Here is a 15631-nt window from a genome sequence, read left to right on the forward strand (position 1 = left end):
AAAAAGAGATAGAACGTTTGCATATTTAAAAAGGATTCGTACCTTTGCACCGCTTTTGAAAGAAAGCGCTTCCGTGCCGGGAAGCTTTTGGAGAGGTGGCAGAGTGGTCGATTGCGGCGGTCTTGAAAACCGTTGTACCGCGAGGTACCCGGGGTTCGAATCCCTGTCTCTCCGCTGGAAGGTCTGGACAAAAACAGACAATAAACAGACAAAAGCCTACAAGTCAATGATTTGTAGGCTTTTTTTGTTTGTATTTTGTCCAGTATAAAAGACACCAAAAAGACCTCAAAAGACACAAATCTGTGCCTAAATCGTTACCGATTCCATACCGGACAAAAACGGTAACGATTTGTCCAAAAATGACCTCTCGTTGTCCAAATTTGCACAGCCTGTATATATCTCACAATTAACACATTAAAAGTAGTTTTGTAACATTAAAAAGTGAGATTATGAAGAGTACATTCAAAGTCCTTTTCTACCTAAAAAAAGGGTCAGAAAAACGTAATGGAGAGGTAACAATCATGGCAAGAATTACCGTTGATGGAAAAATTTGCCAGTTTAGTACCAAACAAAGTATCCATCCCGATAATTGGAGTGTGAAAGCTGGTAAAGCAACTGGGAAGTCCTGCGCACAACTCAATAAGTTACTGGAAGACATTAAAGCATCATTACACCAAATCTACCATGAACGGCAACGGCGAGAAAACTATGTTACTGCCGAGCAAATCAAGAATGAATTTTTAGGGCATACGGAGAACCACGAAACGTTGCTGAATTTATTTCAGAAGCACAATGATGATGTGAAGCAGCTTATAGGTCTATCTAAATCTGCATCTACCTATCAAAAGTATGAAGTAACCCGCAAGCATCTTGCGAGTTTTATCCAAGCTAAGTACAATCTTTCCGATATAGCTTTGAAGTCTATAAACAATATGTTTATAAATGACTTTGAGGTCTATCTTATGACAGTTGGCAGATGTAACCATAACACGACTGCCAAGTTTATGCAGTTCTTCAAACGTATAGTCTTGATTGCCCGGAACAACGGGCTGATAGTCGGCGACCCTTTTGCCAACTATAAAATACGCTTACAAAGGGTTGATAGAGGATACCTTACGGAAGATGAAATCAAGAAAATCCTTGAACTCAACCTTGTTTCCGAAAGGCTGGAACACGTTCGGGATTTATTTCTTTTTTCTTGTTTTTGCGGTTTGGCTTATATAGATGTAGCAGGACTTAGAAAAGAGCATATCCGCAAGTCGTTTGACGGCAACCTTTGGATTATGACTAAGCGGGTGAAAACTGGAATAGATGTAAATGTACCGTTACTGGACATTCCAAAGATGATTTTGGATAAATATAAGGATAAGCTTCCTAACGGTAAAATCCTTCCTGTAATCAGTAATCAAAAACTTAATTCCTATTTGAAAGAGATTGCCGACCTTGCCGGAATCAAGAAAAACCTAACGTTTCACCTTGCCCGTCATACCTTTGCCACCACAACGACACTGGGTAAAGGAGTTCCCATTGAAACCGTTTCTAAAATGCTGGGGCATACCAATATTGAAACGACCCAAATCTATGCCCGCATTACTAATAGTAAGATTAGCAGCGACATGAAGGGACTTTCCGAACAGTTTACTGGTATTGAAAAAATCTATAAAAAAGTGGCTCAATAGTTACCTATTTCCAGTAGGTAACCAATGGGTAACGAATTAGGTAACGATTTTTATTCTAAAACATTAAAATATAAATAGATATGGAATTGCAAGTCATTCAAAACAAAATCTTTGAAGTCCGGGGATACAGGGTAATGCTGGACTTCCATTTAGCAGAGTTATATAATGTAAAGACAAAAGTTCTCAAACAGGCTGTCAAACGTAACATTCAGCGCTTTCCTTCTGACTTTATGTTTGAACTGGATAAAGAAGAGTTTCACCAACTGGTCACAATTTGTGACCAGTTCCCCGAAACCCTAAAACACAGTTCTGTCAGCCCAATGGTTTTCACGGAACAGGGTGTAGCAATGCTTTCTACGGTATTAAGAAGTCAAACAGCAATAGATGTAAATATATCTATTATGCGGGCATTTGTCCTGATGCGACAAATGGTTATCGGATATGATGAACTTCTTAAACGTATCGAGGAACTGGAAGAAAGTACAGATGCACAGTTCAGTGAGATATACCAAGCTTTAACCCAGTTATTAAGTAAACCTGACCCCAAACCAAGAAAACCCATAGGGTACAGAATACCTGATGAAGAAAAGTAACTTATCACAAATTGTGATAATCTAATGATGGCGAGCCGATAAAGCCCGCCATTTTTTATTTAGCCAGTTTCAAAATTCGGATTGCACCACGAATAACAACAAGAAAAACTACTATACCTATTATCAAATCAGGGATATTGCTTTCAAGCCACCAAACAAATAAGGCTGCTATAATAACTCCAATATTTATAATAACATCGTTTGCCGAAAATATTACGCTTGCTCTAATATGTGCATCCTTACTTTTAGTACGTTGAAGCAACCATAGACAGATGGAGTTAGCAAGTAAGGCAAGTAAGCTAATGACAATCATGGTTTTAAATTCGGGCATAATCTCAAATCCTAAGAAACGCCTTATAACCTCTGACAGCCCTAATGCTGCAAGTAAAATTTGTAGGTAGCCGCTTATAAGTGCCACTCGCTTTTTCTTTGCAATAACAGCCCCCACAGCCATAAGGCTCATACCATAAACAAGAGCATCCGCCAACATATCAAGGCTATCTGCTACTAATCCCATTGAACCTGAAATAAGCCCTGTTGTAATTTCAATCAAAAAGAAAGCGAAATTGATTGCGAGTACAATCCATAGAACTCTTCGCTGTCGGGCTGGATTATCGGTAGAATCATTACCATCTGTTGCCACTGTTTCTTGAAGCTTTGCACCAAGATTAAGTGATTCAAGTTCTGTAATAAAATTACTGCTGTCGCCACTATGTGTTACAACTAATATCCGTTTTGCAAGGTCGAAATCAAGATGCTTGATAGATTTAGTATCCTGTAATTTCATGCGAATAAGGCTTTCTTCACAGGGGCAATCCATTTTTGGAATATGAAATATTGATTTATACATAATTAAAACCTTTATTATATGATACAAAAGTAATGCTTTTTTGCCAGCTTCTTTAACCGTAAACCACTCCCATAGGCAGTCATTCCATCGGGGCGGTTAATCATTTCCATTTCTATATGCAAAAGTATTTACGGCTTCTTAACGTCTTTGAAAGTTCAAGCCCTAATGGGTTTGATGTAAAAATCTTCCTGCTGCGCTTCGCTTGAGAGTATTTTTCCACAAAAACTTGCAAAGACTAAAGCCTACACTTTCCGGCATATATGAAACGAAAACGACCGACCCGACGGAAAGACGCATATAAAAAAAGTCGGATTTACGAGAAGCAGGAAAAAAGGTTATGAAACTCAACTCCCTCACCTCAAGAATCCGCATATATCTAAAAAAATCAGAAGTTATGGAAGCAACAAGTTTAAGCGAAGCAAGGATTTATGTAGGTACATACGCAAAGTACAACGATGGCTCAATCGAGGGCAAGTGGTTTGACCTTTCCGACTTTTCGGACAAAGACGAGTTTTACGAAGCTTGTAAGGAGTTACACGCAGACGAAGAAGACCCGGAATATATGTTTCAGGACTGGGAAAATATACCGGATGAATTAATAGGCGAAAGCTGGTTATCAGACAATTTTTTCGACATCCGGGATGCAATGGACGATTTAAGCGAAGACGAGCAGGAAGCGTTTATGGTGTGGTGTAATCACGGTTCACACGACCTATCTACCGAAGATGCACACGACCTTATTTCTTCTTTCAGGGATGATTTTCAGGGCAAATATAATGAAGAAGAAGATTACGCCTATGAAGTTGTAGAACAGTGCTACGAACTGCCGGAGTTCGCAAAAACATACTTCGATTATGAAAAGTTTGCCCGTGACCTGTTTATGGGTGATTACTGGTTTGAGGATGGTTTTGTTTTCCGGGCTTCCTGATTATTCACCGGGCGGGGAAACCCGCCTACAAAATAAAAGACAATGAAAATAGGCGGTTTATTCAGGTTATTGTTTCGGATGGGGTTACTGGCTTCAGTAATTTATTTTCTGTCCATATCGGCGGGTACATGGTTGTTACTGATAGTTGCATTTTTTGTTATCCGCTTTATCCTGCGGTTATTTGTATCTGTATTGTATAGCCTTTTGATAGCTGCGGTTTTCATCGCCTTATTACTCACTTTATTAATGTAAATATATGGAATCACTAAATAAAAACGGAGTGTCCACGACCCAAGAGCCGGGACAGGAAAAATATGTAACGTTCATTGCGGGAGCGTTCAGGGGGACAGAATATTTCCAGTATGATTATCGCCATACGGATGGAGAGCTTTTCTCTACGGTAGCGAAAACGCTGGAAGAGTGCCGAAAACGGCGGGATGAATGGTTAAACAAAAAACAGTAAATTATGAAGGCATATAGTTTATTTCAAACGGACGTACACAAAACGAAGTCAAGCCGGGTTTGCTTTGGCGTTTTTTCTACGGAAGAAAAAGCCATCATAGCAGCAAAAGAAAACGACTTATACAATTATCTGTCGGAAGTTGTAATCATCGAATGTGATATAGATAAATTTGAAGAATTATAAACCAACGGGCGGAAACCCCGCCCGCTACTTTCTTTCGTGAAGTGTGCTGAAAAAGAAAGTAGCAAAGAAACCGCTTTCCAAACTTTTGATTTTTATTGATGAAAGGATCCACCGCTAACCCGGTGGATTCTTTCATGTGTTATAAATTCAATCAGATGCTATCTAAAAATAAAGACCATTAGTAAAACGCCAATGGTCTTTATTTTTAGATATTTATTTCTTCATCCCACAACTCTATATCTGTGGGTGCGCTTTTAATACTTATCGCTATCCAGCACCATGAAAGGAACTGATAGACAGCTATACATACATATATTGTATTCATTCCTTTTGCTCTTCTTTCTCGTTCTCATTATTAAAAGCAAACGTTAGCTGTACCACCTGCCCGAAGCTGTCTTCGATATACACATCAATTTGTTGCTGGTCGGTGGAAGCCGAAGTATAGTATAGGCGGAACGTTTCGCCCGGAAGCGGGTACAAATCATTTGGAAGAAAAACTGTTCCGTTCGCCATCCGAAGCGTACCTTTTCCATCCGGTTGAAAATACCTGATGAAATACTTGGTATCTTCGTAATATCCTTCCCTTTGAAGTTGAAAACGTATTTCTGCCGTTTCACCCATCTTAATTCGTTTTTGCACGGGCATTGTTGTTACCGAGAACGGGTAAACCTGCTGAATATCCAGCTTATCATCACAAGAAAACACCAGCAGCATTGCTCCCAGCAAGTACACCCCCATTAATATGTTTCTGATTATCTTTTTCATATCGCACTAATTTATTATGAATTTAAAACCGACCCCGAACTGTGTATGGAACTTTCCGATGGAAGAACCGAACAGCATTCGTTCACGGGCATTGATAAGGAAAACCACCCTATCCGTCAGGTAAGTTTCCAGTTCCAGCGTAGCAGCCCCGCCATAAATAAAGGCATCCTTATTTGTAAGAGTAGAGCCATCGTATAGTTCTTTATCGCCCCAGTTGCTTGTTTCGTATCCGGCAAGAGCCGACAACCCGAAGGATAGAAAGAACGTTTTCCGGCGGTCGGAAAGGATTTTGATATAATACCCGCCTTCGCCCGTAAACTGGCTTACAGGTACGGTTACATTCTTATATTCATACTCCTTATTGAAGTATTCCGCCCCGACCACCCAACGATTTCCGTTTTTGGTATAAGTGGCAAGCGCAGCACCGAAATAATACGCCGATTCCGGTTTACCGGGCTTCTTAAAGCCGTCCGCCATCCCGCCCGTAAGTTGTATTCCCTTTTGTCCGGGCAGGTAACGTTGTGCGTGTGCCAGGTTAAAAGTCTGGCACAAACACAACACTGCTATAACACAGATTAACTTCTTCATCTTATTTGATTTTAAGTTCGTTAATCACTCTGGCGTTCACAATATCCGAACTTTCGATACGGATATTTTGGTGACGGCCACCGTTTTTTTCGACCAGCTCTACCACCAGTATTTTATCATCCGGGATAGTGAACTTCGGTAAGGTATAGACCGTGCGGATGGTGGACTTTCCGGCTATGGTAATCACTTCGTTAAAACTGCGGACAGGATACAAAACTGATTCCTGAATGGCAGTACGCTTTGCAACCTTTTTATCGACAATCTTAAATTTGATAAAATCCGTGTCAAACGGCACATTGGAAGAGTTCTTCACTTGCGTATGGAAATAAAACATCCCATTATGCACATAAATACCTTTGATTAAGAACTGTATTCCAAAACGCTTGCATCCCAAGTGGCGTATCTCCCGGTCATTGTTTTTATAGATGGATTGCATTATCAGCTTCACCAGCAACGGCGATTCATTACCCAGTTCACGGAAGTAAATGTTCATCCGGGTATGGGAATAATCGGTTATACTTTCATTCTCAAGGAAATCTTTCATTTCGATATTCAGCATTTCCGGCTCATTTGAATATTTAGCATTGAAGGAATAGAAGCTTCCGTCCTCACAGATAACCGAAAAGTTGGTTTCACCCGGAAAACCTTCGGTAGCAGCTTTTACACGGATAACATTTTCCGCCCCGTCCGCTTTTCCTGCGATAAGATGGTTAGAACCCAAATCCACATATTTGACAGTGGACGGGAAAATAATGTGTACCGTTTTTGCAAACGTTACCTGAACACCATAAGGCGTAACCATTTGCCCGTAAGGAAACTTTTGGGTGATACCCTGAAACAAATCGTTGCTTTGTGCTTTGACCGTTACCGCACCGATAACCAGTGCGAACATGATAAATAACTTTTTCATTACAAATTGATTTTTAGTTGCCGTTGGCGGGTGGATAGCCCGCTTCCCGGCGGATTAATAATTGAGAAATTTTTGTGGTTGTTATTACTGTTTTGTGAATAGCATTACTTTGTAATCGGCTTTCAGGTTCACTTTTACCGTCCTCAACTTCTTTGACAGGTATTGCGACCCGCCTTGCAAAACGCCCCTTGTCAAATCCGAAACGATGGCAGCCCCCGCATTTTGATTGACGGTAAAACTTGAGCCAAGCCCAGCCCCGATATTTGCCATACCTTCGTTCAGGGCTTGCATTTCCAGCGAGGACGGAACGGATAAACCTTTCTGTCCGTCCGAATCATAGACCACCAATTCAACCGGAATGATATTACCTTCATATTCCAATGAAGAAATATTAATATCCATGCGTTCACCCTGAACCCGTGCCGTTCCTGATAGCAAGCTGTTTTTCGGCATCCTGATATGACCCGCCTGTAACGGCTCTAACAGGCGAAGCCGGACATTCTGCCCGTCCATCACCGACTGGTCTTCATGGATACAGGCAAGAATCGTATTCTTTCCCATTAACGACCCAGTTCCGACCGCCGTATTAAATCCATAATTTCGGGGCTGGCTGTAAGCTGCGATAAACTCCGCATCACTCATAGGCACTTGCAATCCCGAAACGGTTTGTTCCGTTACCGCTTGTACAGGTAATGCCTGAACCTTTCCCTGTATGGATGCAGTTGGCGTTACTTGCTTTACTGCCTGTTCCTGCCCGCCGTTCATATATTTGGCTGCCAGTTCATAGGATTTTTCAAGTAGTGCCAGTTGTTCATCCGCCGTACTCTGGGTATTCTCACGTTCATACAGCCGGGATTCCAGTTCTTCAATCTTCCGTGCCAGTTCTTCTTTTTCCGGGTCTTCTTTGGGTGTTTCGTAGAAACTTCCCAACTGTCGGTTTATATCCTGATAGGCATAAGCCGAAGATTGGACATAAGAACTATTGCGGGAAGAACCGCCGTAATAACTCCGGCTGTTACTTGCTGATTGTTCTTCCGGCAGGTCGGCGGTCAGGCTCAAATTATCCGTAACCTTATTTTCTTCACCCAATGTAAAGCCGAAGTCCTGCAAAGAACGCATCCGGTCTTCCTGTTTCGATTTCATGGATTCCTGTTCGTAAGCCGTCTTTTTGTCGCTATATATCCCGTCTTCTTTGGGTAATGGTATATCGGCATTGAAACCGCCGATTTCGTCCGGCTTTACTTCGTCTTTTGAGGACGGGGCAAATATCAGCCACATACATCCGGCAAAAGCAAGGAACATTAACGGGAAGATGATAAGTTTCTTCCGTTTCTGTAATTCCTGCGGGGAAAGTTGCTTTTTCTCTTTCCCTTCTTTGTTGTTACTCGTTTCCTGATTCAAATTCTGATTCTGTTCCATATTTTTGTAATTGATAATGGTTTATACTGTCTTTCCGTTCTAGTTCCAAGCGTTCAATGTGTCTTATCTCCATAAACTCTTTCTCTGCACTCTTCTTTCCTATATTATATATGGAAGAAACCGTCCAGTAAATAGATAGGATGCTTCCACCGAGAATAAAGGTTATGATAATGATTATCCGGGCATCTTTCGACAGGCTTCCGCAAGCGTAACGCAGCTTATCATCCACCCAGTCCCGCAGGTTTGTTAATGATTTCTTTACCATATCCTTACCGTTTTAATACCTGTAAATCTTTATTTTCCGTAATCTCGAAAGCTTCAATGGTAAATCCATGCGGGTTGTTATCACTCCTAACGGAGTTCAGCAACCGGCATCTGGTAATAAGGCTTCTTTCGGTAACACTGCTTTCCCGGATAATCATTTGCCGGGCATAGGTAGCGACCTGATAGGGATAGTGGTCGAAGTTGAATATTACACTGTCCACCTGTACCGACTGGTTGATGTTCCCGGAAATGATACGGTTATAATACCCCTTTTCGGATAAGTCCTTATAGTAATTGAAAGCACTTTTATCCGCCAAGTATAAGGAACGCTGTATGTTCGATTCAATGGCGTTCTTATCCGGCGACAGGGTAAAAAAGAGTTCATGGAAACGCTTAACGTGTTCCTTTGCTTCCACGGGACGGTTCTGTGATAAGTCCTGCGAAAGTGCCAGCATAAGGGATTTACCCCCATCGAGAACGTAAATCTTTTCACGCTGTTTTTCTGCAAAACTATACGAGTTCCAAAGGGCATAACCCACAATCCCGGCACACAGGCATACAAATACAATCCCGAACAGGCGTATTTGCTTAAAACTGGTTTCTATATTTTTTAAACTTTTAAACTCCATATTTTTACTGTTTATTTTTTAATTAATTTTCCGGCGATGTTCCCACCTACTGCCCCGGCTGCTGCACCCACAAGGTTTCCGCCACCACTTGCTGTTTTAGAAAGATTCCGGTTCATACCACCTAATCCGCCAGCCTGAATAATCCAGTTGGATACTGTCGGGATGGTGAAGTATCCCACAATTCCTATAATCATAAAAATGATGTAAACCGTATTGGAACTGTCGGGAATAAAACTGGGGTCGTCCAATAACTGTAAATCACGTTCCAGCATTAAGACCTGAATCCGGGCAAGGATGGAACTGAATAAATCCGATACGGGAAGCCACAGGTACACGCTTACATAACGTGTTATCCATTGTGTTAAGGTTGATTGGAAGCCATCATAGACCGATATTGCAAAAGCAATCGGACCAAGTATGGCTAATACAATCAAATAAAACGTCCGTATCGTATCTATGACAAGGGCAGCAGCTTGAAAGAGTATTTCCAACAGTTCCCTGAACCAGTCCCGGACGGCTTTCTTTATATTGTAAGAAGCCCGTTCCATATACATCCCCATTGTCGTAATCAAATCCGAAGGCGACCATCCAAGTTCATCCAGTTGCTTGTCGAACTCTTCATCGGAAACGAGATAAGCGGTTTCAGGATTCCGAAGCATGGCTTCATACTCCTTTTTATCTTTCAGTTCCCGGTATTTATTCATATCAAAGGTCTGTCCTTCCAGTATTTGATTCGTTCCTTTTACTACCGGGGATAATACACTGTTTATCGTTCCCAGTACGATAGTCGGAAAGAACATAATGCACAGACCAATGGCGAACGGTCGCAAAAGCGGGTACACGTCTATCGGTTCAGCTCTCGATAAGGCTTGCCATACCTTCGCTGCCACATAGAACAATGCACCCAATCCCGCCACACCTTTGGCTACCCCAGTCATATTACTGCACAGGGGCATCATATCCACATAGAGATTTTTCAGAATCTCATGCAGGTTTCCCCAATCAACGGCTAACAACGTCATAATTACCAGTATCTATCGTTAGCAGTTCCATACAAGGCTATCACACGGTCGGTGTCGCTGATTTTCTTTGCCCGCAGATAAGACACGGATATATTTTTACGGGTATAGTAGGAAACCAAATTCCGGTAATTCAATACGGAATTATATGCTTTGTCTATCCGTTCCATACGTTCGGCATCGGTCATGGAAAGCCCGTTGATATTTACCACATTTTTAAGTTCGGTCAATACATCCGAACTTTCTTCCAGCAGTTTGGAATATCCGAAAGCAATGGCGTTGAGTTCTTCCGGTCGGAAGTTCTTATCCGATAACATTAGCTGGAAGTTGGTAACGTATATATCAGTAATCTCACCCAGCAAAAGCACGGTTTTCTGTACTTTGCGGGCATCTTTCACTAAATTGTTTACCGATTTCAAGGCATCATAATATTGCTTGCCTTGGTCGTACAATTTCTTGGTTTCCTTGAAAGTATCTACCGTATTGCCTACAATTTTTGAAGTCTGTGCAATTTCTTTGGTAGTATTGACAATACCCTGAGCCAAATTTGTCGGGTCAATGACCGCCCATTGTGCGCTGGCGTTACCTGCAAACAGGCAGAGTGCCACGACTAACATCATTATTTTTGTTTTCATCGCTTTAATTTTTTGATTGTTTTTTACTTCTTACATATTCACCGCCGGAGGATAATAGTATCCGGTCGGTTTCACTATCATAGCTTACCAGTATGGAAAATCCTGTTTCGATAAACAGGTATCCGTCCTTTTCTATGATTTGATAGGTTTCCGCACGGGTTTCACCCCTGCGGGTTCTTCGTTGCATGGTTACTTTATAGCCATCCGCACTTTCAAAGACCGTGAATGATGGTCGGTTTGTAACGCTTTCCCAATGACCGCACATGGCTTTCAGTCGGTCGGCGTTTGTTTCTTTGCAGGAAGACAAAGCCAGTAGAATAGCACAGAGAAGCACCGGGAAGATGATTTTTATTTGTTTCATATTGATTTGATTTTAATTAGGATTACGCTTGCTTTCGGCAAGCTGTTTAATAGCTAACTCAAGGTCGCCATCCAGCCTATCGGCAAGTTGGAACAGTTCGAGTTTTTCAGTTTCTTCCGTTGTAAATGCGTAATACTCTTCCAAACTCACTTCTGTGGCATATACAGCCGACTGTACGCCACCCAGTCCTATCCATACTTCTTTGTACTTCCGTCCCGGATGGTTCGCCATGTTGATGGAAAGTATTTGCGCTTTTTCTTTGTCGGTCAAACCCAGCATCGCTTGTATGCTATCGAACTTGTTCATGTATTTGCGCTGGTCGAGCAGGATTTTACAGTCGGAGTTCGTTATGATGGATTCTTTCACAATGGGAGAATGGACAATATCGTCCACTTCCTGCGTTACCACCACCGCTTCGCCGAAGTATTTACGCACCGTTTTGAACAGGTATTTCAGGTAATGTGCCATGCTATCTTTGGCGATAGCCTTCCACGCTTCTTCCAAAAGCAGCATCTTACGGATACCCTTTAACCGCCTCATTTTGTTAATGAAAACTTCCATCAAAATGATTGTAACCACAGGGAAAAGTACGGGGTTATCTTTGATGGCATCTACCTCAAAAACGATGAAGCGTTTGTTCAACAAGTCCAGTTCCTTATCCGAGTTCAACAGGTAATCGTATTCGCCACCTTTATAGAAAGGTTGCAACACGAATAGGAAATTATCAATATCGAAATCCTTTTCCCTGACATTCTGTTCGTTCAGATTATTCCGGTATTCATTTTTGATAAATTCGTAAAAGGAATTAAAACTGGGTACGATGGACTTATCCTGTGTAATCCGGTTAATAAAATCGCTTACAGCATTGGACAAGGCAACGCTTTCCGCCCCGGTGGGTTTTTCATGCTCCTGTTTCCACAAGGTCAGGATAAGCGTTTTGATGGATTCCCGCTTCTCAATATCGAAGACATTATCTTCGGTATAGAATGGATTAAATGAAATCGGGTTATCTTCGGTATATGTAAAATACACGCCGTCTTTCCCGCCAGTTTTCCGGTGGATTAATTCGCATAATCCCTGATAGGAATTTCCGGTATCCACTAACAGGACGTGTGTTCCCTGTTCGTAATACTGGCGTACCATGTGGTTGGTAAAAAAGGATTTTCCACTTCCGCTCGGCCCAAGAATGAATTTATTACGATTCGTAATAATTCCTTTTTTCATGGGCAAATCGGAAATATCAATATGAAGCGGTTTTCCGGTAAGCCTGTCCACCATCTTAATCCCGAACGGGCTGGGTGATGATTGGTAGTTCGTTTCTTCCGTGAAGAAGCACAAAGCCTGTTCAATAAATGTAAAGAAGGATTCTTCCGCCGGAAAGTCGGCTTCATTGCCGGGGATACCCGCCCAGTAAAGGGTCGGGGTATCCGTTGTATTGTGGCGAGGCTTGCACTCCATCAAGGCAAGCTGGCTTCCCACATCATTTTTGATATGCTTTAATTCTTCCTTATCATCCGCCCATGCCATTACATTGCAATGGCAGCGAACAGAGGTCAAACCCTGACTGTGCGCTTCGTTCAGGTATTCCTCTATCCACTCTTTGTTCACCTGATTGGAACGGCTGTATTTGGACAGCGAGTGCATATTACGGGCTTGCTTCTCAAAGCGTTTTAGGTTCTCCGCATGGTCGTCTATAAAGATATACTGGTTATAGATATGGTTACAGGAAAGCAATACACCCACAGGCGAAGCGAACGACAAACGGCAGTCGCTACGGTCGGTGGACAGCTTTTCGTAACGGGAATCAGTAGTAACCGCACCCGGCAGGTCTTCCACATCCGAAAGCGTATGCAAGCATAAAATATTATCGCCGATACGCATATCTTCGGGGTTCAGTTGCATATCCAGTAGTGTAGTCGTATCACTTTGCGACAGGGAAAAGTATTTTTCAATAATCCCAGCTTTTTCCGGCGTTCCGGTAATATCATCCGAAGTCAGACGGGTAAGGGTGATAAATCCCGAATCGTTCATTATCCGTTCAAACTGACCGACCGATTCCAAAAACTTCGTTACTGTTTCCTTATCCTGAATTTCCTTTGGAATGATGAAGCCACGGCAAAGCGTATTAAAATTACTTTGGGTACGGCTTCTTTCCTTTGTGGTTTTTGTCAGGAACAGGTAACAGGTATGATTCAGGAAAGGTCTTTCATTGAAATGCCGTTCAAAACTACGGGACAAGAAACTTAACCCATTCTTTTGGATTTCAGGGGTATAGTTTTCTTTGATAAACCAGTCCTGTTTATGTACAATACTATAATCGGGTAATACCTTGATTGCCTTATGCCAAGCGGAATGTATCGCTTCGTATTCGACCCCGGTAACAGTGAACAGTTCGGGCAGTTCTACCCGGAACGCCACCGTAACATCGGCATCCTTACTGATGATACAATCGTGTTCGGCTGCCAGCAGGGGAAATTTGCTTTCCAATGTGGCTGCTTTTAATATATTCCTCATGCGTTCTTCTGTCTTTTATAGGTGAATAATCGGGGGATAGCCCGGCGGTTGATGATATATCGGGGATGGCTTCTGCGGGCGGTTACTTTCATAAGACCGTGTGTGCCGTATTTGTCATTCAGCATAAAAGTGAAGTACACAAGAGCCGAAGCCGCTACGACCCCGAACCCGATGCAAACCCACTGGTTTATACCTATCATGTAAAGAATGATGAACAATACGAAGACGGCAAGTAGCCCGCCTGCAAAAATGAAAAGGTATTGGCTGCGAAGCCCTTTGAACTCCGCAGGTTTTCCAATCCCCCTGTTAATTGAATAGCTAATCATAACACCTATGATTACAGGAAGAATGAACGAAGGATGGTAGCAGCCACAATCAGGAAGATACAAGCCCCGAACCACGAAGCTGCGGTTTTACTTGTATCCGGGTCGCCTGAACTGAACTTGTTATACACCTTTACACCCCCAATCAAACCAACGACAGCACCGATGGCATACACCAACTTTGTCGCCGGGTCAAAATAGCTGGTAACCATGTTTGTAGCTTCTGTAATACCACCTACGCCGTTGCCCTGTGCAAATGCGGAAGTTGCAGCCAAGACGATGGCTGCGGAAAGAAATATTTTCTTTTTCATTATAAACTTGATTTTATGATGCCGGAAAGCGGGTGGATAGTCCGCTATTCCGGCGGGATTAATAATTGAGAATTTTTGTGGTTGGTCTTCTGACCTTTTTTGAATGGTTAAGCCCAGCTAACCGTAATCTTTTTCTTTCATACCTGATTCGTTTTAAAGGTTCTACATATAGTCGTTCATATCGAACGCCTGTAAATCTTCGGGGCTGGCTTCGTTTGGCGGGGCGATAAATACAGCATCGTATTTACCCAGCATTTCCGCCACCCGTACCATGCCCCCGTTTATCTGTTCCATCATTGTGTCGTACAGGCTGGTTTGTTGCATAACCGACAAGGTTTGCAGGGCTTTCCGTTCCTCTTCTTCCGGGGCTTCCTGCTCCCTGACGACCTGTACCGCTTGTGCCATTTCTTCAAAGGAGATACCCCGTGCCGACTGACCTTCACCGCCAGTGATAAGTGCGATTTCTTCTGCTTCCAGTTCATCTTCATACTTCATTTCAAATTCAACATCCATCGGCTGCGGGGTGTCTTCCGTGTCATCCGGGGCAAATATAGAAGCATTATCAACCCCTTTAGAAAACTGGCTTTCAGTGTCTTCGTATGGCGTTACTTGTCTTAACCGGAAAGTTGTTTTACCTACGACAGCCTTTTCGTTTTTACGGTTGCCGGGGCTTTCGGAAGAGGAACTGTTTGCTTCCTTCCTGAACCGAAAAAACAGGACGAGGTAATAAAGGACAACCCCAGCTATCATTAATTTTAGTATCATATCGGGCTTTCAAAAGTTTTCTTATACAGTTCGTTGATTTCGTCCTGATACTGGTCGAAGTGATTCAGGATAATTGTTTCCACATAGCTGCTTACAGTCGCTTTTCGTTCACCGATAACCATTACTATTTTCATAAGCTTTTCATGGGTGGAACGACTTACATATATCGGCTGGCGGTCGGGAAGTTCCATTTTCTGAAAATAGGTTTCCCGGTAATCGGCAGGGGTACTTTTCTTCCGGCGGGTAGTTTCCCGGATGGTTTTTGCTTCCGGTTGCCGGACAGGTTCTACCACAGTTTCCTGTCTTACTTCCGGCGTATCCGGTTCTTTACTTACTGTTTTAGGTGAAATTTCCTGTTTCATGGGTAAACCCTGTGAAATGATTTCTTTCATAAAATCTTCATCCACCTGTACTTTTTCCTGTTTTGCCATA

General features: G+C 42.4%; 20 protein-coding genes and 1 tRNA gene. 6 read left to right on the top strand and 15 right to left on the bottom strand.

Going from position 1 to position 15631, the window contains the following annotated elements; translation table 11 throughout:
* Window positions 1–89: 89 nt before the first annotated feature.
* From GGR07_RS03065 to GGR07_RS03075, 3 genes are all read left to right on the top strand, one after another.
* Window positions 90–174 (top strand) — tRNA-Ser (locus GGR07_RS03065).
* A gap of 275 nt (window positions 175–449) precedes the next feature.
* Complete coding sequence (locus GGR07_RS03070) at window positions 450–1679, top strand: site-specific integrase (RefSeq protein ID WP_039419989.1); 1230 nt, start codon at window positions 450–452, stop codon at window positions 1677–1679.
* Between the two features lie 80 nt (window positions 1680–1759).
* A complete protein-coding gene (locus GGR07_RS03075) occupies window positions 1760–2272 on the top strand; it encodes an ORF6N domain-containing protein (protein ID WP_025003714.1) in 513 nt (170 codons plus the stop codon).
* Window positions 2273–2327: 55 nt separating this feature from the next.
* On the opposite strand, the gene GGR07_RS03080 is transcribed toward GGR07_RS03075, so the two are convergent.
* Window positions 2328–3122, bottom strand: coding sequence for a cation transporter (locus GGR07_RS03080; RefSeq protein WP_034542544.1), 795 nt, complete (start codon window positions 3120–3122; stop codon window positions 2328–2330).
* 394 nt (window positions 3123–3516) lie between these two features.
* Between GGR07_RS03080 and GGR07_RS03085 the strand changes: the two genes are divergently transcribed.
* The 3 genes from GGR07_RS03085 to GGR07_RS03095 all read left to right on the top strand — a co-directional run bounded on the left by GGR07_RS03085 (window position 3517) and on the right by GGR07_RS03095 (window position 4696).
* On the top strand, window positions 3517–4050 hold the full coding sequence (locus GGR07_RS03085; protein WP_025003716.1) for an antirestriction protein ArdA: 534 nt from the start codon (window positions 3517–3519) through the stop codon (window positions 4048–4050).
* Window positions 4051–4306: 256 nt separating this feature from the next.
* Window positions 4307–4513, top strand: coding sequence for a DUF3873 domain-containing protein (locus GGR07_RS03090; protein ID WP_025003717.1), 207 nt, complete (start codon window positions 4307–4309; stop codon window positions 4511–4513).
* Between the two features lie 3 nt (window positions 4514–4516).
* Window positions 4517–4696 carry a hypothetical protein gene (locus GGR07_RS03095; protein WP_080734126.1) on the top strand — a complete coding sequence of 60 codons (180 nt, stop codon included), beginning with the start codon at window positions 4517–4519 and terminating at the stop codon, window positions 4694–4696.
* A gap of 321 nt (window positions 4697–5017) precedes the next feature.
* Here GGR07_RS03095 and GGR07_RS03100 read toward each other — a convergent pair whose 3' ends face one another.
* From GGR07_RS03100 to GGR07_RS03165, 14 genes are all read right to left on the bottom strand, one after another.
* A complete protein-coding gene (locus GGR07_RS03100; protein ID WP_034542542.1) occupies window positions 5018–5461 on the bottom strand; it encodes a DUF3872 domain-containing protein in 444 nt (147 codons plus the stop codon).
* 6 nt (window positions 5462–5467) lie between these two features.
* Window positions 5468–6049 (bottom strand): conjugal transfer protein TraO, encoded by a 582-nt coding sequence (locus GGR07_RS03105; protein WP_039431405.1) that lies wholly within the window; start codon window positions 6047–6049, stop codon window positions 5468–5470.
* A gap of 1 nt (window position 6050) precedes the next feature.
* A complete protein-coding gene (traN, locus tag GGR07_RS03110) occupies window positions 6051–6959 on the bottom strand; it encodes a conjugative transposon protein TraN (RefSeq protein WP_034542540.1) in 909 nt (302 codons plus the stop codon).
* An 84-nt stretch (window positions 6960–7043) separates the two neighbouring features.
* A complete protein-coding gene (gene traM, locus GGR07_RS03115) occupies window positions 7044–8378 on the bottom strand; it encodes a conjugative transposon protein TraM (protein WP_039431404.1) in 1335 nt (444 codons plus the stop codon).
* A complete protein-coding gene (locus GGR07_RS03120; protein WP_034542538.1) occupies window positions 8341–8643 on the bottom strand; it encodes a TraL conjugative transposon family protein in 303 nt (100 codons plus the stop codon). The genes traM and GGR07_RS03120 overlap by 38 nt, the downstream gene beginning before the upstream one ends.
* A gap of 4 nt (window positions 8644–8647) precedes the next feature.
* On the bottom strand, window positions 8648–9271 hold the full coding sequence (traK, locus tag GGR07_RS03125) for a conjugative transposon protein TraK (protein ID WP_034542537.1): 624 nt from the start codon (window positions 9269–9271) through the stop codon (window positions 8648–8650).
* 11 nt (window positions 9272–9282) lie between these two features.
* Window positions 9283–10293, bottom strand: coding sequence for a conjugative transposon protein TraJ (gene traJ, locus GGR07_RS03130; protein WP_034542536.1), 1011 nt, complete (start codon window positions 10291–10293; stop codon window positions 9283–9285).
* A 2-nt stretch (window positions 10294–10295) separates the two neighbouring features.
* Entirely contained in the window at window positions 10296–10925 is a 630-nt protein-coding gene (locus GGR07_RS03135; RefSeq protein WP_025003725.1) for a DUF4141 domain-containing protein, read from the bottom strand.
* Between the two features lie 4 nt (window positions 10926–10929).
* Window positions 10930–11286: a DUF3876 domain-containing protein gene (locus GGR07_RS03140; protein ID WP_036844667.1), complete on the bottom strand. Its 357-nt coding sequence runs from the start codon at window positions 11284–11286 to the stop codon at window positions 10930–10932.
* 12 nt (window positions 11287–11298) lie between these two features.
* A complete protein-coding gene (locus GGR07_RS03145; protein ID WP_122056620.1) occupies window positions 11299–13800 on the bottom strand; it encodes a TraG family conjugative transposon ATPase in 2502 nt (833 codons plus the stop codon).
* Complete coding sequence (locus GGR07_RS03150) at window positions 13797–14126, bottom strand: DUF4133 domain-containing protein (RefSeq protein WP_034542533.1); 330 nt, start codon at window positions 14124–14126, stop codon at window positions 13797–13799. The genes GGR07_RS03145 and GGR07_RS03150 overlap by 4 nt, the downstream gene beginning before the upstream one ends.
* An 11-nt stretch (window positions 14127–14137) precedes the next feature.
* The gene (locus GGR07_RS03155) at window positions 14138–14434 is read right to left on the bottom strand and encodes a DUF4134 domain-containing protein (protein ID WP_025003727.1); all 297 of its coding nucleotides are present in this window, start codon (window positions 14432–14434) and stop codon (window positions 14138–14140) included.
* 162 nt (window positions 14435–14596) lie between these two features.
* A complete protein-coding gene (locus tag GGR07_RS03160; protein WP_197068400.1) occupies window positions 14597–15199 on the bottom strand; it encodes a hypothetical protein in 603 nt (200 codons plus the stop codon).
* Complete coding sequence (locus GGR07_RS03165; RefSeq protein ID WP_034542532.1) at window positions 15196–15630, bottom strand: DUF3408 domain-containing protein; 435 nt, start codon at window positions 15628–15630, stop codon at window positions 15196–15198. The genes GGR07_RS03160 and GGR07_RS03165 overlap by 4 nt, the downstream gene beginning before the upstream one ends.
* Window position 15631: the final 1 nt, after the last annotated feature.

This window comes from Bacteroides pyogenes (genome assembly GCF_014196225.1).
In the GTDB taxonomy this organism is placed as follows: Bacteria; Bacteroidota; Bacteroidia; order Bacteroidales; family Bacteroidaceae; genus Bacteroides; species Bacteroides pyogenes_A.

Excerpts from the sequence above, each read along its gene's own strand:
- GGR07_RS03100 (WP_034542542.1), bottom strand. The coding sequence starts at position 5,461 with ATGAAAAAGATAATCAGAAACATATTAATGGGGGTGTACTTGCTGGGA.
- GGR07_RS03095 (WP_080734126.1), top strand. The coding sequence starts at position 4,517 with ATGAAGGCATATAGTTTATTTCAAACGGACGTACACAAAACGAAGTCA.
- GGR07_RS03120 (WP_034542538.1), bottom strand. The coding sequence starts at position 8,643 with ATGGTAAAGAAATCATTAACAAACCTGCGGGACTGGGTGGATGATAAG.
- traN (WP_034542540.1), bottom strand. The coding sequence starts at position 6,959 with ATGAAAAAGTTATTTATCATGTTCGCACTGGTTATCGGTGCGGTAACG.
- GGR07_RS03085 (WP_025003716.1), top strand. The coding sequence starts at position 3,517 with ATGGAAGCAACAAGTTTAAGCGAAGCAAGGATTTATGTAGGTACATAC.
- GGR07_RS03075 (WP_025003714.1), top strand. The coding sequence starts at position 1,760 with ATGGAATTGCAAGTCATTCAAAACAAAATCTTTGAAGTCCGGGGATAC.
- GGR07_RS03080 (WP_034542544.1), bottom strand. The coding sequence starts at position 3,122 with ATGTATAAATCAATATTTCATATTCCAAAAATGGATTGCCCCTGTGAA.
- traM (WP_039431404.1), bottom strand. The coding sequence starts at position 8,378 with ATGGAACAGAATCAGAATTTGAATCAGGAAACGAGTAACAACAAAGAA.
- GGR07_RS03135 (WP_025003725.1), bottom strand. The coding sequence starts at position 10,925 with ATGAAAACAAAAATAATGATGTTAGTCGTGGCACTCTGCCTGTTTGCA.
- GGR07_RS03150 (WP_034542533.1), bottom strand. The coding sequence starts at position 14,126 with ATGATTAGCTATTCAATTAACAGGGGGATTGGAAAACCTGCGGAGTTC.
- GGR07_RS03090 (WP_025003717.1), top strand. The coding sequence starts at position 4,307 with ATGGAATCACTAAATAAAAACGGAGTGTCCACGACCCAAGAGCCGGGA.
- GGR07_RS03145 (WP_122056620.1), bottom strand. The coding sequence starts at position 13,800 with ATGAGGAATATATTAAAAGCAGCCACATTGGAAAGCAAATTTCCCCTG.
- traJ (WP_034542536.1), bottom strand. The coding sequence starts at position 10,293 with ATGACGTTGTTAGCCGTTGATTGGGGAAACCTGCATGAGATTCTGAAA.
- GGR07_RS03070 (WP_039419989.1), top strand. The coding sequence starts at position 450 with ATGAAGAGTACATTCAAAGTCCTTTTCTACCTAAAAAAAGGGTCAGAA.
- GGR07_RS03140 (WP_036844667.1), bottom strand. The coding sequence starts at position 11,286 with ATGAAACAAATAAAAATCATCTTCCCGGTGCTTCTCTGTGCTATTCTA.
- GGR07_RS03165 (WP_034542532.1), bottom strand. The coding sequence starts at position 15,630 with ATGGCAAAACAGGAAAAAGTACAGGTGGATGAAGATTTTATGAAAGAA.
- GGR07_RS03160 (WP_197068400.1), bottom strand. The coding sequence starts at position 15,199 with ATGATACTAAAATTAATGATAGCTGGGGTTGTCCTTTATTACCTCGTC.
- GGR07_RS03155 (WP_025003727.1), bottom strand. The coding sequence starts at position 14,434 with ATGAAAAAGAAAATATTTCTTTCCGCAGCCATCGTCTTGGCTGCAACT.
- GGR07_RS03105 (WP_039431405.1), bottom strand. The coding sequence starts at position 6,049 with ATGAAGAAGTTAATCTGTGTTATAGCAGTGTTGTGTTTGTGCCAGACT.
- traK (WP_034542537.1), bottom strand. The coding sequence starts at position 9,271 with ATGGAGTTTAAAAGTTTAAAAAATATAGAAACCAGTTTTAAGCAAATA.